Source organism: Saccharopolyspora sp. NPDC050389, from assembly GCF_040655595.1.
Lineage (GTDB): Bacteria > Actinomycetota > Actinomycetes > Mycobacteriales > Pseudonocardiaceae > Saccharopolyspora.
On the sequence record NZ_JBFAKG010000020.1, the window covers coordinates 91271 to 118036 of the forward strand.

At 68.7% G+C, this 26766-nt stretch carries 4 protein-coding genes; all 4 read left to right on the forward strand.

All coding sequences use genetic code 11. The annotated features are described in order from the left end of the window. The 4 genes from AB0I53_RS15860 to AB0I53_RS15875 all read left to right on the forward strand — a co-directional run bounded on the left by AB0I53_RS15860 (position 1) and on the right by AB0I53_RS15875 (position 26742). Positions 1–24909: a hypothetical protein gene (locus AB0I53_RS15860; protein ID WP_358602516.1), complete on the forward strand. Its 24909-nt coding sequence runs from the start codon at positions 1–3 to the stop codon at positions 24907–24909. Next, the gene (locus tag AB0I53_RS15865) at positions 24909–25055 is read left to right on the forward strand and encodes a hypothetical protein (protein WP_358602519.1); all 147 of its coding nucleotides are present in this window, start codon (positions 24909–24911) and stop codon (positions 25053–25055) included. The genes AB0I53_RS15860 and AB0I53_RS15865 overlap by 1 nt, the downstream gene beginning before the upstream one ends. Before the next feature lie 75 nt (positions 25056–25130). Then, positions 25131–25658 (forward strand): type VII secretion system-associated protein, encoded by a 528-nt coding sequence (locus AB0I53_RS15870; RefSeq protein ID WP_358602522.1) that lies wholly within the window; start codon positions 25131–25133, stop codon positions 25656–25658. 139 nt (positions 25659–25797) lie between these two features. Further along, a complete protein-coding gene (locus tag AB0I53_RS15875) occupies positions 25798–26742 on the forward strand; it encodes a hypothetical protein (RefSeq protein WP_358602524.1) in 945 nt (314 codons plus the stop codon). Positions 26743–26766 lie beyond the last annotated feature (24 nt).

Sequence of the window (26766 nt, forward strand, 5' to 3'; positions counted from 1 at the left end):
ATGGCGTTGTACATCCCTCCCGAGCATTCCAAGGCGTTCGCGGGCCTCACCGGCTCGGAGTGGCCCGAGGCCGACGAGGACCGGTTGCGGGCGCTGGCCGACCGGTACGAGGACCTCGCCAAGGAACTGGACTCGCTGCAGGGGCACCTGCACACGTTCGTCCGCAACATCAACGAGGCGATCGACGGCCGGATGGCGAAGGCGTTCGCCGACTACGCCAACCAGTACATCTCCCCCAACAAGGAGGGGCAGATCCCGCTGGAGTCGGCCGCCAAGGGCGCCCGCGGGATGCACGACTACCTGCGCAACACCGCCGCGCAGGTCGAGTACATGAAGATCCAGGCGATCGGGCAGCTGATCTTCATGTTCGTGGAGATCGCGATCTCGATCGCGCTCGCGGTCCCCAGCGGCGGGCTCTCGCTGCTGAAGATCCCGCTCATCAAGGCCATCACGCAGGTGGTGCTGCGGCTGCTGATGCAGCTGCTGATCCACACGATCATCTCGCTGGCGATGGAGACCATCTTCGCCGCCATCCTGGACGCGGCGATCCAGCAGTGGCAGATCGACCAAGGTCTCCGGGACAGCAAGGACGACGAGCTCACGAAGAGCGCGATGAAGGGCGCGGCGGTCTCCGGTGCCCTGGGCGGCATCGCGAGCATGGGCGCGCAGGGGCTGGGCAAGTTCCTCACCAAGGGCCTTGCGAAGCTCCTGAACAGCAAGTTCATGAACAAGTTCCTGCCGTTCAGCAAGCTCGGCAGCAAGTTTAAGGACTTCGACGATTTCCTCGGCAAGGGCGTCAAGGATTCCTTCCCGGAGGGCGCGCCGGGCAAGTTCGCCGACGACCTGGCGGCCAAGACCAAGAGCTTCTCGACGTACTTCATGACCGGCTTCGGCGGCGACAAGATGAGCAACTTCGCCGGCATCAAGGGGCTCACCAAGACGCTCACCGCCGGCCCGGGCTTCAAGTTCAAGGAACAGCTCGGCTCGGTGTTCGCGAAGAACTTCGGAAAGGAGATGGGCGAGAAGCAGGCCAAGGAGCTCGGCGAGAAGGTCGCGCAGACCATCACCAAGAACGTCGGCAAGAACCACCCCGACGTGCTCAAGAAGGAGCTGGGCGACGTGCTGTCCAAGCACCAGAAGGTGCTGGGCAAGGAGACCGTCGAGGGGCTGACCAAGAACTACCCGGACGCCATCCAGAAGGCGGTGCTCGACCACCACAAGGGCACCAAGATGTTCATGTTCGGCACCTCCGTGCTGGGGTCGCCGGTCTACGGCGTCCATGGGGTGCTCAGCGAGGGCTTCAACAACCTGTTCTTCGGCGAGGAGCACGAGTTCAAGGTCAGCTGGTACAGCTTCACCGGCGGCATGGCGATGGGTGCCGCCGAGCACCTGGGCGAGAGCTTCGTCGGAGATCCGCTCTCGGACAAGGTCAAGCAGGCGGTGTGGGGCGCCGACCACCCGAAGATGTCCATCCCGGACGCGCCGTCCGCGTCGGACCTCAAGACCGAATCCGACAACACCTCGCTGTACAGCGACACCTCGACGGTCAACGACAACAGCGACACCTCGACGGTCAACGGCAACAGCGACTCCTCGTCCGATGACAACAGGTCGGTCAGGTCGTGGATGTCCGACAGCACCACGAGTTCGACCGGCGAGTTCCCCGGCGACACCACCTCGGACGGCTCGGACAGCAACAGCCACGACAGGAACACCCGGGACGAGAACCGCGACTACGACTCCGACTTCGACACCAGCGACGTGGATGAGTCGGACCTCGAAATGCTCGAAGTGGACGATCCCGAGGATCAAGTCCGCCAGCACCAGCAGGATGTTTCGGGCGGTGAACAGCAGGTCGTCGCTCCGCCGCAGGGTGGCATCGCCCCGCCGACCCCGGTGCAGACGACGTCCGGCCCGCAGAATTCCACCGCTCCCAGCACGACGCCGCAGTCCGTGTCGAAGTCGGGCGGCCCGGGTCCCAGCCACAGCAACACCCCGAACTCCACGCTGGAGACGCCGCAGAAGCTGGTGACGGAGTCGAGCACTCCCACCCGGCCCGCGCCGAACATCACCGACGACAGCGCGGTGCAGCAGGACCCCGCGCCGACGCAGCACGGCCAGCAGGTCTCCACCGAGTCCGGGCCGGCGCCGTCCACCGGCTCCGGCAACACCACCGCCACCACTGCGACCCAGCACGTCGGCACGGGCGGCCAAACCGCGCCGACGCCGCCGAACCCGGTCGCCACCAGCTCCGATACCCCGGTGCCGCAGCCGAACGACACCGCCGCGCACCCGGACTCCCCGGCGCAGCAGGCGCAGTCCGAGACGAAGGAGGGCGACGACAACCCGCCGACGCAGGACGGCGATCGGAAGCAGCCGGACTTCCGCTTCAACGACGAGGGCCGGCGCAGGCTGGACGACCTGCGGCTGCGGCACACCGACGACACGATCGAACAGCAGCCGTGGATGCGTCCGAAAGGGCACCCGCCGTTCGACCCGAAGCAGCTGGCCGAGGGCGAGTGGGAGCGCCTGCGCAACTCGGCTCCGGTCGTGACGGTGAAGGTCGAACCCGTCGACGTGCTGGGGATGGCGAAGGACGGGGACAAGCACGGCACCGAGTACGAGGTGCCGGCGCAGACCTTCAAATCCAGCACCGAATTCGACGCCGACGGCAACCCGCTGCTGCGCAACATCCACGACGTGGTGACCCACGTGTCCGCCACCGACCTGGCGAACGTGAAGCGGCACAAGTTCGGCCAGATGCGCGGGACCGTCGGCTACGACCTGCGGAAGATCCAGGTCGGCCCGAACGCCCACGTCCAGGAGTACACGCACAAGATCCACCTCGTCGGCGGCACGCCGGAGCAGCGCGCGCACGTCATGAACGCGACCAAGGCCCTGGTCGCCGAGAAGTTCAACGCGGGTTACAAGCTGCCCAGCGGCGACGAGTTCCTCGTGAACCTGGAGTTCGTCGGCAAGGCCACCGACGCGCACAACACCGTGAACCTCGTCGAGCAGGACGCGAAGAAGCCGAAGGCCACGGACCAGGGGCACTGGGTCCTGGGCGAGAACGAGGGCCGCTACCTCCACGAGATCGGGCACGCCCTGGGCCTGGTCGACGAATATCTCTTCAACCACCTCGACACCGCCCCGCCGGTGTTCAACAGCAAGCCCGTCCGGCCGAAGGGGCTCGCCACCGAAAGCACCGTCGGCGACGCGGCGGATGGCAAGACCACCGCAGAGAAGAAGCCGCCGGCTCGCCGGCACCGGGGCCACGACTCGAAGAACAACCTCATGGGCGCGAGGCCGAGCACGGACCAGGATCTCCAGCCCCGCCACCTGTGGCAGATCGAATGGCTCGCCCGCGAGATGGGCGCCTTCAACATCTCCCAGGCGAACACCCACAAGACGGTGACCGACACCGGCGATCCCGACACGCAGGCGCACCAGCTCGCCGAGGACTCGGACGTCCCGCCGCGCCGCGCCCCGGACGAGGGCAGCGGGCCGGATCTCGACGTCGTCACCGCGGCGAACGAGCTGATCGCGAAGCTGACCGAGGACACGCTGCCGAACCCGCAGCGCCCGCAGCACGCCAACACGGTTCTGGAACCTGACTACTTCGGCCTGCTGGATTCCGAATCGCTCCCGAAGTCGGTGCCGAGCACCAGCTACGGTGCCGATTTCGAGAAGCTGAGCGCCGGTCAGGGCATCCAGTTGCTGGAGAAGCTCGATCTGGCCAGGTCCAGCGACGACCTGACCACCGGCGGGCTGATGCCGGAGGCGCTCGACGGCAGCGTCGTGCCGGTGACCGTGTACCAGCCCACCAATCCGAACTGGGCTCCCAACGCCGATTCACCGCTTCCGGAACAGCTCGAAATGCCGCACGTGCGGCATTCGATCTGGCTCGGCGGTCCGGTGACCGACTTCTTCGCCGGCTCTTCCGCGAGCAAGTTGCAGATGCTCGAAAACCTGGAGAAGTCGACCACCGAGCTCGGCTGCAACGGCGGTCGGGTCGTCCTGTGGATCGATGTGCCGCGCGCCGAGTTCGCCGGCGGCGCGTCCCCGGAAGTCCTCCAGCTGAAGGCCTGGGCGAAGGACCACGGGGTCATCCTGGCCAACGTCCACGAGGTGTTCAACGGCGACGCGCCGATGAAGCTGCAGACGCCGTTCCTGGCCGAGCTGGCGAAGGGCACCAAGGCCGGCTACGCCGCTGCCAGCGACATTCTGCGGATGGAGGTGCTGAAGCGCTTCGGCGGGCTCTACAGCGACGGCGAGTACGTGACCGGCGCGGGCTACCTCCAGGCATCCGCCACCACCGCCAGCACCGGCCCCGGGTACGGCGTGCACGTCAAGGAGGACAGGACGAGCACTGCCGGCAACGATTTGTTCGTGCTGCCGAAGGGACATCCCTTCGCGGATACCTACCTGGCGCACCTCGCCGGAAACTACACCAAGTCGCAGCGCGAGCTGATCCCCGATTCCCAGTGGAGCCTCGAAAGCAGCGCCGGCGCGAACCTCTACCACGGGCTGCCCGAGTTGCAGGCTCGCCGGTTCTCCGTGATGCACCGGACCGGTCCCGACAACCTGGACCAGATCGCGACCAACCTCGGACTGGAGCGCGGCCGGGCGGATTTCCCGAAGGCACCGGACATGGAGGTGGAGAGCGGCCGCTCGTGGACCAGGCAGACGGTTCCGCTCCAGACGGTGCGGGCCGGCGATCCGGCCGCGACGGTCAACCTCACCAAGAAGGTCGTCCAGACGCTGATCCGGGAACTGCACAACCGCGGTGGCGACCTGCACCTGACGTTGGTCGACGAGCTGGTCTCCCGGCACGAGAGGCCCGACGTCATCTGGACCGCCGCGCTCGGCTACCTCGCGTCTCGCCCGGAACTGGCCGGCATGGTCACCAGCGTCACCGATGTCACGACGGTGACCGACAGCAACGGCTCCGGATTCACGGAACGCCCGGTCCGGCTGCCCGACTCGGCACTGCGCTACCTCGACATCCCCGACCCCGACGCCCGGACGCACCGGCTCGCCGAGTTCTCGAAGGCGGCGACGATGGTGTCCGCCGGCACCGGCGCGCACCAGACGCCGGAGAGCCCGGACGCCCCGCTGCGCCGCGTTCCGGACGAGGACTCCGGCGAGGACATCGAGATGTCCGTGCTGTCGAACCAGGGGCAGAACAGCGGTGCGCATCCGAACGCGGACGCCTCGACCACCAACCTGAACGAGCAGTCCGGAGGCTCGGCGGCGAAGGACTTCGCCGAGCAGCTGCTGAAGGGCCTCGACAACGACAGCCGGGGCCCGGGCTTCCGGGAGGAGATGGGCCGGTTCGAGGACTCCTCGACCTCCGGCGCGCCGAAGCTGGAGCTGACCGACACCGGGCTCGGCAGCATGCGGGACGACTTCCTGCAGGCGGCCGAGAAGCTGCAGAAGATGCCGGAGAAGGTGCCGATCACGCTGGTGCGCGACGGCGTCATCACCGGCAAGACCATCCGCGTGGAGAAGCTGTTCGACGTCGTTCCGGGCCCGGGCGAGGGCAAGACCCGCTGGCAGGCCGCGCAGCAGGTCGCGGAGAAGGTCGCGGGCGGAATCGACCTGGGCGACGAGAAGGCCACCGAGAACCTGACCGGACAGCTCACCGAACTGGTCTACAACAGCGGTGAGCTGGGCCTGCTGAAAGCGCTGTCCAACGGCAGGTTGTTCAAGGTCGCGGTGGACGTGCCGAACGCCGATGGCAGCGGCACCACGACGCAGCACCACGACGTGCACCTGAAGTTGTCGCTCACGGATATCCGGGCCGGCGTTTCGGACACGAACCTGCAGCAGAAGACCGTCAACGAGACCGCCGAGACGTTCCACGACAGCAAGGAGAACGTGCGGCGCACGCCGTTCAACGCGGCGCTGGGCGTGGTGCTGTCGGTGGCGCGGGGCGTCGTCAACGTGGTCCCCACCCTCACCCTGAACGGGGATCGCGGCAACAAGTTCGGCGCCCGGCACTCCGATTCGGTGACGAGCACGGTGAAGTTCAGCTCGGCGAAGAGCATCTTCGACGTCGACTTCGACCTGCGCTGGGAGGCGGACGGCGGACTCTCCGGGCAGGCCCACTTCGGCACCGCGAAGCTGGCCTACTCGAAGGAGCTGCTGGCCCCGGCGGTCGAGGCCCTGCGCGAGAACGTCCCGGTCCGCAAGGATCCGGTCGCGCTGCCCACCGAGGTGACCGAGCTGGCCGCCGATGTGGACGCGGTCAAGCTCGGCAACCTGCACAAGGACATCTTCAAGAACCTCCCGGACCACATCCGCAAGCACACCGGGTGGTGGAATGACCTCAGCGCGAAGGTCAACGCCGGGAAGTTCGAAGAGGAGTCCGTCCCGTCCCTGGCACACGGGTTCTCCATCACGCACCGCCCGGACGTCGGGAGCAAGCTGCCGCGGTTCCGGTTCTGGCAGAGCACTAAGCCCGCCGAGTCCACACTGCACTTCCAGCCGAAGGTCCGCGGCTACGAGGACCTCGGCGAGTTCACCGCAGGCATCGGCATCGACCGGCGGCACACCTACGAGGAGCTGCAGGAGAGCAGCACCACGATGGGCTTCGAGCCCGGCATCCGGGTCGGCGGTGCGGGCGAGATCCTGCCGCACCTGCAGGCCGCGCCGAACGGGCACCTCGGCGTCGGGGCGACCAGCAAGAGCACCGACACCAACAAGGTGTCCTGGACGTCCAAGCAGAAGCTGCTGGTCGACGCCCCGATGCGGCTCTTCCGGCTGGACACGGGCTTCCAGGTGGACCTGGAGACGCGGCAGGTCGGCGACCTGAAGGTCACCAAGCACGACCTCGGGGTAAGCGACGGCGGGGCGTACTACGTGTCCGTCGAGGAGTCGAAGACCAAGGCGTTCCGCAATGCGCTCGACGCAGCCCTGCAGAGCGAGAAGCCGGAGTCGTCCGGCCCGCCGCCGAAGACCGCGCTGGACCCGCAGCGGGCCGCGGCGCTGCGCGCGGTGGTGTCCAACAGCGGGCTGCTGAACGACCTGAAGCACGTCGAGAACGCGCACCAGGTCTTCGAGAAGGCGTACGACCTGATCGTCGGCCGCCTGAACGACCAAGGAGTCGAACTCGACGAAGCCGCGCTGCGCGACATCAAGAGGCAGCTCGCCGGGCTCGGCGCGTTCGAACTGGCGGCCAAGTTCACCCGGCTCGCCCACCACTACGACGACCTGCCCGACAATCCCCTGCAGGTGCAGGTGAATCACGGGAACCGGCACTACGCGGTCACCGTGGACGGCTTGCTGGGCGACATGCTGGCCGAGCACAAGAAGGACAAGATCGTCTCGACCGGCACCCGCTCCTACAGCACGAACTGGCGCGAACGGGACAAGAACACCCTCGGCTTCCAGGGCACCCTGGGTTTCATCCTCCGCGGGCGCCTGGCCAAGGACGGCTTCGGAAACCCGAACTACGCCGGCGTCGGGGCCAGCGCGCAGGGCAAGGGCGACGGCCACCGGCTCGGCGGCCACCTCGCCGCCTCCGGCCACGAGAACAAGCTCAAGTACACCGGTCCGGGCAGCATCGTCGAGCGCGCCGTCACCTTCCACGTGCAGGTCCAGGAGACCCTCGACGTCAGCCTCGGCGATCGGCTGAACGCGGCCGTGCACAAGCCGTCCGACCTGACGAAGCTCGGGCAGTCGCAGATCCGCACCGATCTCGGTGAGGTGGACGTCGACGCGATCGCCGGCTACCTGGTGCCCGCGCCCCTGATCGACCTGCCGGCGAAGCTGCAGACCGATGCCCCGCTGAGCGGTGATGCCCGGACGAAGCACATGGAGCAGAACCCGGAGGCGTTCGCGCAAGAGGTGCGGGACGCCATGCTGGTCTGGTCGCCGGACAACTACCGGCCGCTCAACAGCGAGTTCCGGGACCTGCAGACGGCGAACGGCAACCAGTCGAAGCTGTGGTTCACCAAGCCCTTCACCCAAGCCGACGACATGAGCCGCCAGTGGTTCGACATCGTGCAGCAGGCGGCGGGCGAAGGCCCGCAGACGCGCAACTTCGGGACGGTCGACGGCTACGCGTTCGACCGGCGCGGGGCCGGGGGCTTCGAGTACAAGTACTACAACCCGGTGCCGCTCGGCACCGTCGACGGCATGAAGTGGCACGGCGCCACCACGAGCGAGAAGTCGGTGCACGAGGGCGTTGGCTCGGGCATCGCCGGCGACGTGAACGCCACGGTCCTGTTCGGTGTCGGCGAACTCGGCGCCGGCTTCGGCTACCAGGCCGAGAACAGCGACCGGGACGCGCTGGCCAGCACGGACAAGCAGACCACGGCGTCCAATGCGTCGCCGATCCACTTCTACCTCGTCGACCTCGACGCGACGGTGTTCCACGACACCTGGCAGGAGCTCTGGGGCCAGACCAACACCAAGGGTGCCGACATCGCCCCCAAGATCGCCAAGCCGACCCAGGGCAGCACGGAGTTCCTGCACCGGAAGAGCGCTGTGGTCGCGATCACCGAGGACCAGCGCGTGGCGCAGGGCCTGCCGGCACCGGACGGGTGGACCCCGCCGCACGTCGAGCGCGTCGAGAAGCCCAACGGGGTGCCGGTGCTGAGCCGGATCGGCGAGGCCCTCGACAAGGACGTCAAGGTCGTCGACTTCATCCCGCACGGGAACAAGAGCCTGTTCGACTGGGCGGTCAAGTCCGTCGCGGAGAAGTTCCCGAAGGTGGTGCCGCACTGGAACCCGTCCGGCGGCGGGCGGCCGCCGGCGTTCGACCCGGTGCGCGCGCTGTCCGGCCTGAACAGCCCCGGGGCGATCCGGCAGATCCTCAACGGCGGCTGGACGCACACCTTCACCCGGGCGAACTTCTTCAGCGGCAGCACCCGCTACACGGTGAAGATCACCTTCGAGCCGGTCGGTCCGGCCACGCAGCTGATCCACCAGGGCTCCGGCGGCTCGGCGGAGACCGCCTACAACGTCTCGGCCGAGAAGCAGGGCACCCGGTCGGTCAAGACCACCGCCGGTCTCGTCCTGCGCCCGATGATCCCCAACGCGCACGGCAGCGCCGGACCGGCCATCGTGTTCGGCGGGCACGTGGCGGAGGGCGTCGAGGTCAGCAACACGGTCACGGACAACTACCAGCACCGCACCCGGACCGGCGACATCGCGCAGTTCGAGCAGGGCGGGCGGTTCAGGATCGAGCTGATCAAGGTCGACCGGCCGTCGCTGCTGGTGAGCACGCTGACCAACGGCCTGGCCGGCGGCAAATCGTTCCGCGACGTCGGCTCGCGCACGGTGCACACCGACGACGGCTTCACCGGCGTGACGCGTCTGGAGCTGCCGGAAGGCCTGATCGGCAGCGGCGTCGACGGCTACTCGCGAGGCGTGCCCGCGCCCACTGACCCGCCGTCGGAGATCACCGCGGACGTGCCCGGGATGTCGTCGTTCCACGTCACCAAGGTGCTTCCCGGCGACCTGGCCCAGAAGGCCGCCGACCTCATCGGCGGGCTCGGCACCCCGGAGGCCCGCGCGTTCGGGCCCGGGACGGCGAACCGGAACAAGCTGGAGACCTTCCTGTCCCCGGAGATGCTGCAGAACAGTGCGAGGAGTTTCCTGAGCGAAGACGGCCAGACCATCAAGTTCGAGGTGCCGGACCGCACCCGCAACGAGCAGATCCGGCTCCGCGTGAAGATGCGGTTGTTCGACCCCGAGCACGAGGTGTCCTGGAAGCTGCCCGCGCAGCAGCAGAAGCACGATCGGAAGCACACCGGCCACCTCACCACCAACGCGGAGAAGGGCGGCTACCTCGGGTCCGGCAATCTGACCACGGTTCCACCGAGCACCAACAACACCGGCTTCAACCCGCTGACCCGCAAGACCGCGACTCAGCTGGGCGTCCAGAACGTCACCAAGGAGGAGGGCAACGAGAAGACGTCCAAGGCGGAGCTGGAGCGCTTCCACGGCAGCGTCGTCTACGAGATCGAGGTGGAAACCCAGAAGCGCGGCGGGAAGTGGGGTAAGGCCGGCGACGAGCGGGTGCAGTACCCGAACAGCGTGTCGTTCGACGTGGACGCCGCGGATGCGGCGAAGGTCCGCTCCCACGACGAGAACACGACCACCACCGAGGACCGGACGACCGGTGCCACCTCGCGGTCGACCGGCCCTGACCTGTCCGGGATCGAGGAGCTGGCCGGCGCCGACGAAGAGCTGGCCGCCTACTACCGGGCCGTGCAGCAGCTGTCGAACGCGGACCCGAACAATCCGGGCGAGTTCGATGCGCTGCTGAAGTCGATCCAGGAAGCCCAGCAGCAGCGGGAGACGCCGGTTCGCGATGACGATGTCGCGAGCAAGACCCAGCTGTCCGATGTGGAGTCGCTTGATTCGTTCGGGCTCCCGAAGCCGGATGCCCTGTCGAAGGGCAAGCAACCGGTTTTGCCGGACGACGACGTCGCGAACAACGCCCACCTGTCCGATGTGGACTCCATCGACTTCGACGGGTTCCAGACCCCGATCCAGGCCCACTTCGTCGATTCGGGTCCTTCGCAGCAGCACGCGGGCCTGTCCGGCGAGGGTTCGAACAAGGTCCTGGGCACCACGACGCTCGTGGAGTCCGATTCGGAGGACGCCCCGAAGCAGTCCAGCGACTCGTCCAACCTATCTGATCTGAACGGCGGCCCGGCCTTCGACGAGCGGACGCCGGTTCCGCTGGCCAAGGACAAGACGATCACCACCGATGCCGCGCTGCTCAAGATCGGCGAACACTCGGTCGCCGACCTCGACGCCGCTCGGGCGAAGCTGCTCGACATGCTCGTCGACGGGGTGCGGAACAACCAGCGGAACCCGCTCGACGCCGATGCGCTGGCCGCGCTGCGCACGCACCTGGAGACGCTCGACAGCGGTCGCGGCCCGGTGGGCCTGCTGATCTCCCTCAGCGAGGGCGTCATGGTGCCGATGGGCGACGACCGCCGCCTGTGGCTCCACCTCGACGCGAAGACCGCGGCCCACGTGCTGAACGTCCCGCTGGCCGAGGCCGCGATGCAGCAGGCCGCGCTGGAGACCGCGCCGGCGGGCGGTGGCTCCCAAACCCACGCCCACCAGATCTCGGTGAACGCGGTCAGCGGGGTGATCACCCCGATCGGCGAAGACCTGCTCTACGTGCTGCCGCTCCTGGAGCTCTCCGGGGAGACCGCGGTCAAGCTCGGCTTCACCGAGACGGACAGCAACCTGCACGTCCTGAAGAACAAGATCGACGATGTCTTCGAGGTCGGGTTCGAGCTGCGCGCGACGCTGCACGACAAGGACGCGGCGCCGGTCGAGATGATCAGCGAGCTGCCCGAGAAGGCGCATCTGGGCTACCCGGCCGATGCCGTTGGGAACAAGATCACCGATCCCGTGCGCCACACCCTGCCGCCCGGACGCCAGGCGCCGGCGATGCCGTTCGCGGCGGAGAACCTCATCGCCGCCGTCACGGGCTACACCGGCCTGCGGGGCTTCCGGCAGAAGGTGCTGGACCTCCTGGCGGACATCGCGCCGCACGACAAGGCGCTGAACCGCAACGTCGCGGACCGGATCTCCGGCCACGGCCTGATGGACAACTACCTGCGCGGCGTGTTCACGAAGATGTCCGTGCCCGCCACTTCGGTCGTGCAGCTCGACCCGAAGCGGCCTGCGATCGACGGCCTACCGCCGGAGCTGGACACCGTCGCGCAGTTCCTGCGCAACAAGTTCACCGCGGGCAACCAGCGGCTCGACCTGAACCTGTCCGGGGATTTCCGCCTCCACGGCGTCGAGGAGGTGAGCACGTCCACCGTCACGGCAGGCACCACCCGGCGGCGCAACTTCGGGTTCACCTTCGGCAACAGCGCGAGCGGCGGCTTCGGACTGGGCGTCACGGCCCGCTTCCTGAAGACCGTTACCGCGGTGATGAACGCCCTGCTCCCGGTGCAGGCGGGCATCAACGGCGCGTTGAGCGCGGGGGCGGGTCAGGACAAGGGCTTCGGCGGCAAGGAGAAGCCCTACCTGAAGGAGAAGGCCTTCCACACCTCGGAGGGCACGAAGTACGAGCTGAAGATGTCCCTCGACTTCTCGATGTCGGTCGACGTCGACGGCAAGCCGCACCCGAAGCAGGTTTCGGGCAGCGAACAGATCAGCGTGTACGTGACAGTGCGCGACGAGAACAAGGCGAACTTCGAACAGGTGCTGAAGTCCGCACTGGACGGTTCGCTGCAGCGCGCGCCGCTGCCGAAGCCCGACCCCGACCTCACCGAGCAGCGGAAGAAGGACTACGCCGCCCTCGCCAAGAACACCCCGCTGACGGATCTGAAGTACCTGCACGGTTCCGAGGGCGTGCTGGATAAGGTGCTCCGGGCCGGCCGGGACGCGCTGATCGCCGACACCTCGCTGACCACCGACGAACGCAAGCAGCTGCTGGCCGAGCTGGCGGAGAAGGCCGCCGCGCTGGACCCGGTGAAACTGGTGCGGGAGTTCAACCAGATCGGCACCACCTCCATCGCCACCGACGTGGAGGTGGGCGGCCGCAAGTTCGCGGTGCACAGCGACAAGTCGGCCATCGAAGCGCTGGAGGACTTCGAGCAGCAGCTGCGCAAGCAGGGCATGGAGCTGGAGGACTGGCCGAAGGTCTACCAGCAGCTCCTGGACAACCAGCAGGAACGGGCCCGCGACCGGGGCAAGCACGCCTTCACCGCGACCTTCGACTTCGGCGACTACAAGATGGAGGTGTCGGTCACCGGTACCCCGAAGGACTTCCTGCGGGCCGACCACGTGGCACATGCCGAGCTCTCCAGCACCCGCGGCGTCGAGGTGTCCAACAGCGGCAGCACCGGCACCGGTATCGCCGCCAAGCTAGTGGTCAACGGCCGGTTCCGGATCCGGAACTTCGTATCGGCCCCGGGGAACCGCCTGTACTTCAACGCCAACCTCGGCGGCCACGCCAAGAAGTCCTGGAGCACCGGCTCGGGCGCCGGTTCCGCCTCGACCATCGAGACCAAGCAGAACTACCGCGGCCCGGCGGTGCAGCTCCAGCAGGGCCTCGACCTGGACGTCATGGTCAAGGTGTCCGGCAAGGGCGGTCTCCAGCGCATCCGCCAGGCCACGGTCGAGACGGTGGCGGAGTACCAGGTCCCGGAGTTCAAGGCGAACCACGCCGACGAGCTGCACCAGGGCACCGTCGAGCTCCTCCCCGCCGGCCAGGACGCGACCACCCGCTCGGACCTCGGTCCGCAGCTGCCGTCGGACAAGCTGCTGGTCGTCTCGGCGCCCGACGGTGACAAGCTCTTCGAGCTGTTCAAGGAGCACTCGAAGCAGCTGCAGATGGACGGCACGCACGCGGTGAAGGCGTGGTGGGAGGACGTCCGGCTGAAGCTGCCCTTCACCCACCGGTCGACGTCTCACGTGCTTCCGGAACCCAACGCGTTCGCCACCGCCGCGTCGGTCGCGCACCAGGGCCCCAAGGTGGTCGCCAACGCGGTCAAGGACGGTTCCTGGGGGCGCTACGACCGGTCGTCGATGGAGCAGGCCGGCATCACGCTGTTCGGCTCCAAGGTGCTCGGCGAGGTGCCCGCCGATCTGCTGACGGCCCAGGAAGCCACCAAGCTGAGCGGCAATGTGTCGCACGGCACCGGCACCGGCCTCGAAGGCGGCGTCAACGGCCAGCTCGGCGTGATCGGCGTCGACGGCGTGGCGACCCTGGCCGGCTCGTGGGGGACCGGGCAGTCCGGCTCCAGCAGCGGCGCCACGAAGATCACCCAGCAGGTGCCGCAGGAGAAGCAGGTGCTGGTGCTGGCCCATGCGGTGGTGGACCAGCGGGTGAGCACCAGCCAGAACGCGCTGCACGGGGACCTGTTCAACCCCTATCCGGCGAAGGGCAGCAGCAAGACCCAGAGCTACCTGATGCGCGATGCGTACCTGGTGGTGATGTCCGAGCGGGAGGCCAACGCCCTGTTCGACGGCGGCGCGATCCCGCTCGGCCCCGAGAAGCCGGCCGCCGGCCTCGCCGACCTCGGCAAGGCGATGAGCTCCGACACCAGGCTGACGAAGCTGGCCACTTCGAAGCCGCTCGACGAGCCCTTCGTGAAGTTCCTCGAAAAGCACGCGCCCGCACTGGTGCGCGGTGCGGACCAGCCGACGTCGCGGCGGCTCCAGCAGCTCGACAACCCGGCCATGCAGCAGAAACTGCTCAACGGCGGGGTGACGTTCTACGAGCGTGCCCCGAAGAAGCTGGGCGCGCGCTACTTCTCCCTGCACGTCTGGGCCGAGCCCGTGCAGGGCTGGAACCAGCGGGCCAACGTGACGGACTTGCCCACCGGGCGGTCCTTCTCCGAGACCCAGGGCGGCCACGGGGACCAGCGACAGCGCTCCACCGCAACGAACAAGGGAGTGTCCGGCGCCTTCAACATCCTCCTCGACACCTCCGACCCGGCCGTCATCACCGGCCCGTCGGTGCAGGCCGGGTACAACCGCAGCGAGGCCGAAGATCTGTCCACAGGGGACACGCGCGGGCAGCACAGCACCCGGATCGAGCACGGCGATGAGCACATCGAGGTGCAGCTGCCGGTGGAGCTGCACTACGAGGTCAAGTACTACAAGGCCGACTCCTTCCTGTTGGAGACCCTCAAGCCCGAGACGTTCCGCGACGCGGCCGCGGTGTCCACCACGCTCGACACCGTGCCGGCGCAGGCCACGCTGCAGATGCCGAAGTACCTGCTGGACGTGGTCGGCCACAGCTGGGGCCTGCACCTCGGCACGTTCGCCGCAGACGACAACAACGTCACCGAGGCGGCGTTGAGCGCCAAGTCGCTGGAGGTGACCAAGCAGTACCGCAACGGCCTGGTCGACCTCGCGGCCCAAGCCGTCGGCAAGGCCGCCAAGTCCGGCACGGACGTGCTTCCGGCCGCGCAGCGGTTCGCCGGGCACGCCAGCCCGCACCGGATGCAGCTGGGCGAGCTGCTGTCCGACGAGATGCTGCGCTCGAACGCCAAGGAGTTCATGACCGGCGCGGTCACGCACGAGATGAAGCTGGCGGAGAAGGCGTTCGCCAGCGACTACGAGATCGGGATGAAGTACCAGCTGGCCAACCCGCGCCTGCTGACGGTGCTGCGCACCAACGGCGGGGAGACGTCGCAGGACCAGATCTGGTCGGTGTCGGAGTCCAAGGCGAACGGCACCGGCACGCAGTTCGGGCTCGGCAGCACGAGCATGAAGGGCGACGTCTACATCGGTGCGGAGGCCGCAGGCGGCCGCAAGAACAAGTCCACAGAGGACTCCTTCGACGGGATCGAGCGGAAGGTCTTCACCGAGCACGGGCCGCAGACGCGCTACCTGTACTCCTTCGACGTCCAGTACACCGCCATGGCCAAGGCGCTGTCCCGCTTCGGCATCGAGACGAGCCACCAGCAGGACGCGGTGCACCGGGACGGCCTGTGGGCCACGGTCACCAAGGAGGAGGCCGAAGCCCTCGGCTGGGAACTCCCCAAGACCGTCACCTCCCAGACCGCCCAGCAGACCAGCGACGACGACCAGGCCACGGACGCCCACACCGAATCCTCGACCACGAACCAGGACGACGGACCGCCGCTGCAGCCGACGCCGATCGAGGACCTGCCGGAGGACTCCGGCGCGAACAACCTCCTGAACGAAGCGGATTCCCAGAACCAGTCCACCGAGGAAGCGGTCGACGACGAGACATCGACGACCGAGCCGGTCGAGGACGCTGTTTCCGGCACCCAGCAGGAGTGGGCGGCGAAGTACGCCAAGCTGGAGGCGTGGCTGCCGAAGGGCAAGATGCCCACCAACCCGGGGGCGTACGACCAGGCACATGCGATCGCCGCCGAGGCCGGCGTGCACTTGCTGGGCATCGACGCCACCAACACCGCGGGCCGTCGGCAGTTCGACGACCACATCAAGATGATCTGGCAAGAGCTGAAGAACGGCTCGGAGGCGGCGAAGGACTTCGCCGAGGGCCTGGTGCGCAACTACCCCGACCTGTACCCGCCCCGCCCGCGCACCTTGGGCGGTGCGCAGAACTGGGCGCACCTGACGGGCGAGTTCGGCTCCGACGAGGCAGGCCCGTCGAACCGGGCGAATTCGTCCAACGCGGCCGGTTCGTCGAGCTCGTCGCGACCGCAGCAACAGGACTCCAAGCAGCCGAGGGAATTCCGGTTCTCCGACATCCAGGCGTCGGTCGCGCAGGAGCTGGGCGTCTTCGCGAACCAGCTTTCCGGGCTGGCCCAGGAGCAGGGAGTCCGGCAGGTGGTGGACGAGGAAGTGGCCGCCGGGCTGGACCCGAGGGTTGCGTGGACGAACGTGCTCCGCTCCAGGCTCACCAGCTTCAACCTCGCCGACATGGGCGTTCCGCCGGTGATCACCGGGCCTGGCCTGTCCGTTGCCGACCTCGCACAGGGCATCTTCGGCTCCGGGGCGTCCCTTGCCGGCATGGCGGAGGCGATCGCCGGCTCGGCCCTGTCCGCGACGGGGCCGGCGCACGGGGGCTCGGACTTCCGCAGCGAGGTCGGCCAGCAGCTCGGTGTCACGACCGACGACCTGGGCCTGCTCGACCAGTCGCTGATCGGGCGGGACGCCCCGCCGGAGTCGGTGGCCGCGAACCTCCGCGATGCGCTGGCGGGATACGGGCTGCGTCCGGAGGACCTCGCGTCCTTCCGCGGCCAGGTTCGGCAGTTGGGCCGGACGGACCTGGACGGCTTCCGGAACTACCTCACCCAACACGGCATGAGCGTGGACGGGACGCGCCGCGGCAGGTTCGGCCACGCGGCCCAGGCATGGCCGAACGTCATGAAGGCCATCTCGATCGCGTACCACCCGAACCGGCACGGGCTGCGTCCCCTGATCGCCGGCTGGCAGCTCGGCCTGCGGCCGGGAGCCCGCGGTTCGCGCGACTTGGTGGACATGGCCACCTACGCGAACACCCACGGGCTGGACGCGAGCGACCGGACGGCGCTGGTGCGCGAGGTCGACGAGCTGCGCCGCGCCGGTCGCGGCGAGCTGTTGACGGCGGCGCGGGGCTGGGGAATCCGGTTGGGCCAGGTGCGCGATCTCGCCGCGATCTCCGATGCCGCCATCTTCCCGGCGCTGCGGATGTCCTGGCTGGGGAGCCTGGCCGCCCAGGAGCCGCTGCACGAGGTCGCGGCCGGCGCCATCGACAGCTGGCTGGAGCTGGCCGACCTCTCGCCGGGCTACCTGCGGTTCTTCCGGAACATCCCGGCGGTGGGCCCCGGCGAGCTGGCGAATTTCAGCGACTACCGGGACGCCCGCCCCGACTCGGCCACCACCAGGTCGGACCACCTGATCCGGGACTGGTGGCAGGGCCTGATGGGCCGGGGCGCCGAGCTCGAGAGTTGGTCCCGGGAGCACTTCCCGCAGCTGTGGGGCGAGTCGTGGTTCGACCCCGCGCGGGACACCGCGCGACTGCGCGACCTGGTGGACGTCCACGGCCTCGACGCGACCAGGCTGGCGGAGTTGAGCCAGGCGCTCGGGCGGGTTCCCGACGAACTGCCGCGCGCAGCGCGGGCCAACGACCTGGACGCGCCGACGTTGTTGCGGGCGGCGGCGGAGCTCCGGGCAGAGCCGTACGCGCTGGCGACGTTCTTCCGCAATGACTGGAACGCCATCTCGGCGGACGTCGAGGACGGGCAGGCTGGTCTGGCGGAACTCCGGAACGTGCTGGTCACCCGGGGGCTGACCAGCACGGCGGCGTGGGAGGAGTACCTGGACGGCCGGCGGCGCAACCCGTCGCAGGAAGCCGATCCCGTGACCCCGGTCCCGACGTACCAGCCGCCACCGCCGCCGTACGAGGAGGCGGTGAGCCAGGCAGCGGCCGAAGACACCGAGGCCGACCCGGCTCTGGGCCTGGCCGACCACATCCAGTCCGAGCTGACGCTCACGACGCAGCAGACGGACGCGGACTCCTCGGCCGCGCAGCAGGAAGCCGGTGAGAACGGGCAGCCGAACGAGGTCGACACCGTCACGGCCGAGGACGCGCCCGAGCACCAGAACACGGCGGCCACAAATTCCACAGTGGACGAAAGCTCGATGTCGCCGGGCGACGACGACTCCCTGAATCCCGCGGTGGATTCGGGTGTTCGCAACGATGCGCCCTCCGACGGCTGGGACCGCAGCGAGCTCCGCCACGACGATGCGCCGATCGGTCACATCTGGCGGTCCACCGACGGTGAGCACCTGCTGCTCATCGACGTGCTGGGCGCCGCCCACCTGGTCACCGCGCAGACGCCGCACCAGGACGGCATGACGACGCTGCACTTCGCCGCCGGTGAGCACGTGGCCGTCAGCCTGGACACCGGGCAGATCGGCGAGTTCAAGGTGGCCGCGATCCAGCTGGAGCACTGGTTGGACCCGGCCGTGACGGGGCCGAGCCGCCCCGCGGAGAACTGGGGCGCGCCGCAGGTCACCGGCGGAACGGTCACACAGCTCAGCCTGGACGGGAACTGGCGTCGCACGGCGCACCCGAACGGCTCGATCACCGTTGAGGTGGCGGAGCAGGGCACGCACGGCGAGCACATCCGGGGCGAGCTGCGCCGCAACGAGTTCCGTACCGGCTTCGGCCAGGTCGAGGACAAGGCGAAGCTGGCCGGCTACCAGTTCGTCCGCAACGACCTGGGCGCCCCCGGGCCGCCGGTCGACGTCTCGGGAACCTACGTCGGCCAGCAGCACCCGATCGCGCCAGCGCCGAGCCCGCAGCCGGCCGCCGACCCGAAGTTGGTGGCTGCCGACCCGACCGCGGACCTGAGCAACATCTACCCGCCGCCGCTGTGGCGGACGGACGGCAATGTCCTGTTCCGCATCGACCGGCGCGGTCCGGTCATCGTGTTCCCGGCCGGTTTCGCGCCGCTGAACACGTCGAACCGGATTCCGCTCGGCGGTTACGACGACGACGGCGGGTTCTCCGCCGACAACATGGACATCGCGCAGTACGTGCACCAGAACTACAACTCGATGTTCGTCAGCACCACCCGCTCCGCGTCGTTCGGCATCGAGGGGACTCCCTGGCAGTTCGAGATCGTGGCGCCGCCGGGCGGTGTCGACGTCAACGCGACGCTCGGACCCGCCACGAACAAGGCGTTCGAGCAGGAAATCGGGTTCCCCGGCGGCGTCGGCAAGCAGTACGTGCGATCCGCGCTGCTCCAGGAGAGCGGCCTGCACGTGGTCAACCCCCACTACCGGGGAGCCGCCGGCGACCTGCTGCCCGAGCCGACCCTGGGCCAGCTGGTGACGCTGACCAACGCCATGTCCCACAACGGCTGGCAGCTGCACCAGCTACCGGAGGGCACCGGGCCCGACGAGACCGCCGAAGCCGCGCTGGCCCAGGCCATCCGCGACGCGATCCCGCAGATGTCCGAGCAGATCGCGACCGAGCTCGGCATCTCGGTCCAGCAGCTGGAGCAGCTCCGCGCCACCACGGACTTCGACGAAGCGACGCTGCTCGGCCTGGCCCGCGCCTTCGCATCGGATGACCGGTTCGGCACCGCCGATCTCCTGGAGCTGAGCGGGTTCACCAGCGGCCTGCGCGGCTTCCTGGAGGCCAACGACATCGAGGACACCGATCGGCTCTACACCGACTCGACCGAAGACCTGGCCGGACTCGGCGACAGCCTGCACGAGGCCATCACGTCGATGCGGGCCTGGCAGGACACCGCGCTGGCCCAGGAGCGGATCACCGCGGGCTTCGAGCCGACTGACCAGGACTACCAGGTCTACCAGCGGCTTTGGGAGGAAGAGCAGCTGCTGGCGGCAGACGATGAAGTGTACGAGTTCTCGGCCGAGCACGACCCGAACCTGCTGCAGGGTGCGCTGTCGGACATCGAGCTGTACGCGGCGCAGCAGGCGGCCTCAGGTGCCCTGGACGACGCGGGCCACCTCGGCTTCTCCGCGGGCCTGCAGCAGCAGCGACCGCGGGCGATGCTCATCGAATCGTTGGTGAACAACGGCGTGCGCCGGTTCCCGGCGTTCACCGGCGCTCAGGTGACCGGCGGGGCTCGGTGGGCCGGCTGGCTGGCCGAGGCCCAGCCCGGCGACGAGGTGAGCCTGTCCGCTGCGGCCTTCGCTTCGGCGAACGACACCGACGGTGACGTGGTTTTCCGCCCGGCACCTGGCACGAACTGGCAGTCGGCGTACCTGCTGCCGCAGGACAATGTCGGCTTCCCGGCGGGCAGCCGGTTCCGGGTCGTCGCCACCGACGGCGGCGTGACCGTGCTCGAAGAGGTCGTCGCCGTGCCGACGGAGAACACCGGTGTCCCCGGTGCGGGGAACGGCCCGACTGGTCAGGTCTTCTCGGTATCGACGGCGGGGCAGCTCACCGGCAACAGCGCTGCAGCGGAGAACTCCGTTGGTGACGAGGGTGCGTCGAACGCCCTGCGGACGTCGCCGCAGCCGGACGGCCAGGACGGGACCGCGCAGGACGATGTCGAACAGGCGGCAGACGGTGCGGCGTTCCAGGATCAGGAGCCGGCGGAGCAGATCCTCCAGGACTTCCAAGCGACAGAAGGGGATTACGCCTTCTACACCGGTCTCTGGCAGAGCAGCGGGCGACTCCAGGACGACTTCACCGCGGTGATGGGCTTTCTGTTCGCCCAGGGAGCCGAGACCGCGATGACAGGGACCTCGGCCGACATCGAGCTCGTCGCCGCGCACCACGCGGCATCGGGTGTCCTGGATGCGGCCGACTTCCGCAACGCCCTCGCGTCGGCACAAGGCGACCAGGACGCGAACGCGCTCTTGGTGGATGGTTTGGTGAACAACGGCGTGCGCCGGCTCCCGATGGCCACCGCCGCCGGGGGAACGGTGGCCGGAGGTGCGGCGCGTGGAATGGGCTGGCCGGCCAACGCGAAGCCCGGCGACGAGGTGAGCCTGACCGCCACGGCCTTCGCGTCGACGTCGGCGAACGACGGAGAGGTCGTGTTCCTGGCCGCGCCCGGCGCGGAATGGGGATCGGCGCACCTGTTGCCGGACGGCAAGCTCGGTTTCCCGGCGGGCAGCAGGTTCAAGGTGATCTCGACCGGCGGCGGCCTGACGGTGCTCGAAGAGGTCGCACCCGGGAACGTGGCGCACGATCCGGAAACGTCGCAGCACTCACCTGCCCAGGGCGGTGCGGAACAGTCGGACTTCGCCGCGGGGCCGGCGGTGCACGCCGGAGGAGACCAGTCCGCGCACATGCTGTCGCCCGATTCGGTAGAGCAGCGAGGCGTCGGCCACCTCGAGCCCGGCCCGATCGAGGACATCGTGTGGGGCGAGCAGCGGCAGATCCGCCGCACCGGCGACAACATCGGCCACTTCAGGCTCGCCGCCAACGGTAACCAGGTGCTGCTCGTCGACCGGATCGGTGCGGCGCACCTCGGCGTCTTGCACTCGGACACCGGTGGGAGCTTGGTGTTCGAATTCCCGCACTGGAACGACAACGGCAAGTACTACCGGCAGTTGGAGTTCACCAAGGCCACCGGCGAAATCACCGCCGGTCCTGGTGGAGTCCGCACCCTCTACTCGAACGACGGCGGTTCGCCGGTCTTCCAGGCGCCGGTCCGGTCTCCGATCAAGTTGGACGAAGGGCACCATTCGCCCGACGCCGATACGAGTCTGCCCCACGGGATCTGGGAGCAGTGGCAGCCGGGGGAGGTGCAGGGCGGTCGCGTGGTCCAGTACAGCGCGGACTGGCTGTGGCTTCGCACCACGTCCCTGGACGGCAGCATTGAAATCGCCGCGACCGGCACCTCGGATGCCATCAACGTCACGGCGAAGGTTCTCGGTGGCGAGTACGTCTGGTCGGGGCCCGATATCCTGGCCCGCACGAAGATCGGTGCCATGCACCCGGTCGAGCCGGGGATCACCGAGCTGCTGCGCTACGAGTGGTCGGACGGCAGGCCACCGGCGGCCGTCACCGATGTGCCCTTCCACAACACCGTCCCGCGGCCCCGGGTGATCAACGCGCCGTTGTTCGTCTACCGCGTCGACAAGCTCTCGCCTGGCGAGATCTACAGCGTCAAGCGCGCCGATGGCGCCGACGGCGAACGGCGTCCGGGCTTCTCCCCGCGCAATCCGGGCAACTTGCGCCCGGACGGTCACAACATCTCGTTGGTGGAGTACGTCGAGAAGAACACGAACTCGATGTTCGTGAGCACTTCGCTCAGCTCGCGCTACGCCAAGGAGGGCACGCACACCTGGCAGTACTGGATCCTCGCGCCCGGTGGCATCGCGGCGAACCACACGCTCGGTCCCGCGACGGACATGCAGCGAGAGCGCGAGATCACCTTCGCCGGCGGTATCGCCCAGAAGTACATCATCGGTGGCAGGTACCTGGGTAGCGGCCCGATCGAGATCGACGGCGTGCTCTACCAGCCGGGCCACTTCGTGCTGAACGCGAACGTCTTCGACGGGATGCCGGAGTACCTGCCGAAGGCCGCTTCGGAGTTGATCGCGGCGGAAGTGAACAACCACCTCTACCAGCGAAGGGAAGAAGGACAGGTCGCCGTCGTCGACCAGAAGCACCTCGCGTTGTTCAACGAGCCGATCGAGCAGGCGCTGGCGAGCGGCGACGAGAAGGCGTTCAACGAGGTGCTGGCGGAGCTGCGGTCCGCGATCGCCGGCAACGGCGCCGCCGGGATCGAATCGATGTCCGTGCCGATGTCGCAGCTCACCTTCGGTAGCTACTCCTCGGCTCAAGGCGATGGTCACACGTCGGCGTCGGTCGACACCGATGACCTCACGACGTCTACAGTGGACTCGGTTGGGCAAGGCGATTTCGAACAGCCGGTCGCCGACCTGGGCTCGTCCGTCCAGAGCATGGAGGAGCTGTTCGCACAGGTGCTGTCGCCCGATGCGGTGCAACAGTCGAGCGACGACGCCACCACCGATTCCGAGTCCACCACCGATTCCGAGTCCGACGACGATTCCGAGTCCGACGACGAGTCCGGTGTGCTGCGGGGCTGGGGCGCGGACCAGGAGATCTTCTTCAAGCCGAATGCCGTGCAGGTGCGAACGCTGACCAGCGCCGACAACGAGGCCATCGGCGTCACCTTCCTGAGCGACGCGGAATGGGTCGAGCACATGCAGGCGTGGGCCGAGGAGGGTGGTAGCGCCGCCAAGGAGAACTACTTCTTCCCCGGATCCGTCCAAGAGTTCTCCCAGTCCATCGGCCAGCTGGAGGAGCCCTCGAACTCCCAGGCCCCCGTTCCTTGGGCCGATTCCTCCGAAGCCCCGTTCGTCATCAACGCGCATGCCGGCCCGACGGCCCTGAAGGTCACGCTGTTCAACGGGAGGACGGTGTCGGTCGACGGAGCGACCTTCGCCGAGATCGTCGCGAAGTCGGCGGCGTTCCGTGCCGCGCGCCCGACGTCCGCCCCCGGCTCCTACCTGCTGCTGGCGTGCGAAGCCGGCAAGCTCGCCGAGCCCGGCGGTGCCGCCTACGACTTCCAGCAGGCCCTCGCGAACTTCGACCGCGGCGGCGCCGTGTTCGCACCCACGGAGGAAGTCACCGTCGGGTTCATGAACGACGAGGAATCGTTCTTCCCCTACATGGTGATCACCGACGGTGGCAGCTGGAACGCATTCGACGGCGCGCAATCGCCGGTCACCGGGGACACCGAGGCCGGCACCGGCGGCCCGTCGACGCAGCGGCCAGCCGACAACGAGCACACCGCGAACATGGTGCCGGAGAGCTCCGCGGGTGGCGGAAACCACACCCTGCAGACGTTCGGCCACGACCAGAGTTCGAACGAAACCGCCGTCGCGGAGCGCGGGATCCAGGGGGTCGAGTGGGGCGAGGAGCTGAAGATCTCGCCCGACGCCGCCACGACCGGGCCGTCGACGCAGTCCGGGGCTGATCCCGTGCGGCGCACCTTCGGCAGCTTCTCCTCCACCGGTGGCACCGCTGGCACCGGCGATGCGTCGGTGACCGCCACCGACGAGTCCACGACGTCCACAGAGGACGAGACCGGACAGACCGACGCCGGTTCGGACTCGTCGGTCCAGAACCTGGCGGACCTGTTCGAGCAGGCGCTGGTGCCCAAACCGGCTCAGCAGACCGACAATGGCGCTTCGTCGAGCCCGACTCCGGATTCCCAGCCGGGCAACGGCTCGGATGTCGCGCGCGGCACGAGCTACGACGGGCAGGAGATCTTCTTCAGCCCGGCCGCCGTTCAGTCCGCGTCCTACGAGTCATGGCGGCAGCAGTACGACCGGCTGTCAAGGTGGGCGGAGAAGGGGAAGACCGCTGATGTGCCCCTGCCGCTCGCCCGGGCGATCGCGCACCAGGCCGGCGTCAAGCACCTGAGCCTTGGACCGGAGGATGCCGCCGCCCAGGCGCAGTACGAGCGGGATCTCGCCATGATCGACCGGGTTCGCCGGGAGCAGGGCGATCGGGCGGCACTGGAGTTCGCCCGCGGGCTGAAGGAGTTCACCGACAGGTATCCGAAACCGGCGGGTGGCCTGCTGGGTGGTGTGAAGCACGACCTGCTCGTGCCCGAGGACCTGGACCGGGGGATCGTGGAGGTGCAGCCGGGCGCGGTGTACCGCTTCCTCGACACCGAGCCGGCCGCGGCGCTCGCCGACGGGCTCGAGCCCAAGGAACCCGAGAACGTCCGGCCCTTGGAGACGCACGTCGGGACCACCGGACGCACCCAGTTCGTATCCACGACCTACGACTCCGAACTCAACTACAAGCGACGGCCGTACCGCTACAAGATCGTGCCTTCGGAGACGGGCATCGACGTGGCCGAAACCTTCCGGCGATGGGGCGTCAACTACTCCTTCAAATGGGAGAAGGAGGTCGCCTTCACGGGCACGATCCCGCCGGCGGACATCGTCGAGATCCGGAACAACAAGACCGGGGAAGTGGTCTGGCGCCGTCCACCGCAGCCGCTCACCGTGGAGCCCTGATGCCGGAATCCGGCATCGACGAGAACCAGGCCCGGGACCTGGTCGAACCCGAACGTCTTCGACGGAGCGTCAGGCTGCCGGCAGTGCTACCCGGGTACGAAAGGCGACTGCGGGAGTTGTTCTCCCTTGCCTGGAACGACATCTAGGCCAGACCGGTCCCGCCGGACGAGAAGGACGGGAAGGACGAGCGGTAGCGTGATAGCAGGTAGGAGGCTTTTGCGATGAGTGATGGTTCGGCCCTGCCGGAGGAACCCCGGTGGGTTTTCCTGATCGACCCGGCTTGGCAGGCGCAGGGCGGCGATCCGCAGCGGCCGCCGCGCCAGGCCGTGGTGGGTGGCTGGCACGTCGAGGCCGACGGCACGACCGGTCGTTTCCACGCCAACGTCGACTACTTGCCGTCCGGACCGGACTCTCCGACCGACCCGGTGGACGCCACGTTGCGGCTGGTCAACAAGGGCGATGCCACCGCCAACGCGCTGCTGGCGACGCTGCGCGAAGCGGTGTTCGGGATCGCCGTCGACGAGGCGGACAACCCGGTGGTCGCGCCGGCCCCGGACGGCGTGGCCTCGATGCTGGTGACCACGGCCCCCGCACACCGAAAGCGGGTGCGGGTCGCGGGCTGGCGGGAGGCCAGCGCCTCGGAGCTGGTCGGGGCGTTGCCGACCGAAGGCGTCGACGTGCTGATCAACCCCGGTTCGCGCGCGTCGATGCGCATCCTCGCCCGCGCGCTGCGCAAAGCCGTCGCGTAACCCCCGGTGGGGCCGCAGTTTCAATTGAAACTGCGGAACGTCGGTCCCGGGGCGGAGTCCCGATATCGGTTACTTGCCCGCCCGCCCGATCTCGGCAAGATTCGACGGGGCAACGTGGTTCTTCGGTGAGAGGTGCGGGATGGGTGAACAGGACCAGGCGCGGCACGAGCTGTTGCTCCGGTTCGCGCCGCTGCTGCCCGACGACGTGGTGTGGCAGGCGCGGCGCTGGCTGGCCGCCGGGCAGTGGTCGCACGCGGTGCGGCTGATCGCCCAGGTCTTCGGCGACCGCAACGACCCGCTGCCGCCGGAGGCCCGCGAGGTCCTGCTCGACGGCGTGGACCCGGCCACGGCGGAACTGGTCGCCCCGCTCGCGGACGCGGTGGACTTGACGCTGCTTGTGTGGGAGTTCCGCGCGGCGGACGACGACTTCTCGGCGGCCTGCGCGGACGTCGTCGGAAAGTACCTCGATTCGCAGCCGGGCAAGCACACGGCCTGGCAGGTGCTGCGCCTCCCGGAGGGCGACACCGCGAACCCGGGCCGCCTGATGCACCTCGTGGAGACCCAGGCCGGGCCGGAACCGCACATGCTGGCGGCGGAGCTCGCCGACCGGTTGTGGGACGCGGGGATCGCCAGCCCGCAGGTGGAGGTGTTCCGGCCGGAAAGCGCGCTGGACTTCCACTACCACGCGGGCGCGTTGGTGGAGGGGCGCGAGATCTACGCGGTGGGCCCGCAGCCCACCATCGAGCTCGCCCGCTTCGACGAGACGAGCGAGGACCGCGAGCCCGAAGGCCCGGACCGCGACGCCCAGATCGCCTACCTCGAATCCGGCGAGCCGCTGACCGAGGAGGCGGACCGCATCCCGGATCTCTTCGCGGGCGACGACGAACCCGTCGTCCCGGTCACGCTGCGCACCGATGGAACCTGGATCTGGTCCGAGCTGACCACGTACTACCTGGCCAACCGCGGTATCGCGCTGCCTCCGGCCCTGCGCGCCCACATCGCCGAAGCGGGCCCGACGGCCCGAACCCCGACTCGCAGGGAATGGGTGGCGATGGTGGCCCTCGAAAACGCCGAACCCGCCTGACCGCCCGGTTCGCCCGGGTGGCGG

Bases quoted from the DNA above. Each gene is read 5' to 3' on its own strand.
- AB0I53_RS15860 (WP_358602516.1), top strand. From the start codon at position 1: ATGGCGTTGTACATCCCTCCCGAGCATTCCAAGGCGTTCGCGGGCCTC.
- AB0I53_RS15865 (WP_358602519.1), top strand. From the start codon at position 24,909: ATGCCGGAATCCGGCATCGACGAGAACCAGGCCCGGGACCTGGTCGAA.
- AB0I53_RS15870 (WP_358602522.1), top strand. From the start codon at position 25,131: ATGAGTGATGGTTCGGCCCTGCCGGAGGAACCCCGGTGGGTTTTCCTG.
- AB0I53_RS15875 (WP_358602524.1), top strand. From the start codon at position 25,798: ATGGGTGAACAGGACCAGGCGCGGCACGAGCTGTTGCTCCGGTTCGCG.